The organism is Burkholderia sp. 28_3 (assembly GCF_003253915.1).
Taxonomy (GTDB): domain Bacteria; phylum Pseudomonadota; class Gammaproteobacteria; order Burkholderiales; family Burkholderiaceae; genus Burkholderia; species Burkholderia cenocepacia.
Genome location: NZ_QKZF01000082.1, coordinates 1 through 1236, shown reverse-complemented (window position 1 = coordinate 1236; position 1236 = coordinate 1). Strand labels below are relative to the sequence as shown.

General features: G+C 59.7%; 1 protein-coding gene. It reads right to left on the bottom strand.

The annotated features are described in order from the left end of the window. Positions 1-47: 47 nt before the first annotated feature. Positions 48-1168 (bottom strand): IS3-like element IS407 family transposase gene (locus DFS13_RS39690; RefSeq protein ID WP_111442900.1). Its coding sequence is split into 2 segments (ribosomal slippage): positions 48-910 and positions 910-1168, totalling 1122 coding nucleotides; the frame shifts between segments, so codons are not numbered across the junction. Between the last annotated feature and the right edge of the window lie 68 nt (positions 1169-1236).

Genomic DNA, 1236 nt, shown 5'->3' with positions numbered 1-1236 from the left:
TGACCTGCCCCCATCAATAGGGCCAATGGGCTTCTAGCAAAGTCCCTTTAAACCAGCTCCTGGAAAGCGGCAGGAGCATCCGCGGTTGCCCGATGTTTCGCCGCAAACTCTGACGGCGCAAGGTAGTTCAGTGCACTGTGCGGCCTTTGCTCGTTGTAGTCCTGACGCCATGCCGCGATGACTGCCCGAGCGTGCGCGAGCGTCGTGAACCAGTGCTCGTTAAGGCATTCGTCGCGGAATTTGCCGTTGAACGATTCGATGTACGCATTCTGCGTTGGCTTGCCCGCCTGAATCAACTTCAGTGTGACGCCGTTCGCATACGCCCACTGGTCAAGCGCGCGGCTCGTAAATTCGGGTCCCTGGTCTGTTCGCACCGCCTTGGGATAGCCACGGAAGCGAGCTGCACGGTCCAATGCCCGAGCGACATACAAACCTGAGATGCCATGGTCGACGACGATGTCGACAGCCTCTTTCGTGAAGTCATCGACGACGGTCAGGCACTTCACGCGCCGGCCGTTGGAAAGCGCATCCATCACGAAATCGATTGACCACACCTCGTTGGGCGCGCCCGGCAATGCCAGTTGCTCGCGCTCAATCATTACACCCTGGCGCTTGCGACGGCGCCGCACAGCCAGCCCTGCCTCACGGTACAGGCGATAGATGCGCTTGTGATTGGCGTGCGTGCCTTCGCGTTCCACCAGGGCGTGCAATCGGCGGTAGCCGAATCGACGACGTTCGTGTGCCAACTCCACCAGACGCGCCGCTAGCACCTCATTCTCGTGGTCTGGCTTCGCGTCGTAATGCAGCACGCTGCGAGAAAGCCCGACAAGCCGGCAGGCGCGGCGCTCGGAGATGTTGACCTTCTCCCGAATCGCCGACACTGCCTCGCGTTTGGCTTGCGGGCTCAGGGCTTTCCCTTGACCACGACCTTCAACGCTTCCATATCGAGCATTGCTTCGGCCAGCAGTTTCTTCAGCCGGGCATTCTCCACCTCGAGGTCCTTGAGCCGGCGGGCTTCCGAGACTTCCATGCCACCGAACTTTGCGCGCCAAGTGTAGAACGACGCGTCACTGAACCCGTGCTTCCTGCACAGTTCCTTGACCGGCATACCGGCCTCGGCTTCCTTCAGAAACCCGATGATTTGCTGTTCCGTAAAGCGCTTCTTCATGTTCGTCTTCTTCTCCGAAAACGAACTTTACTAGACTCCGGCTGGCCCTGTTTGCAGGGGGCAGGTCA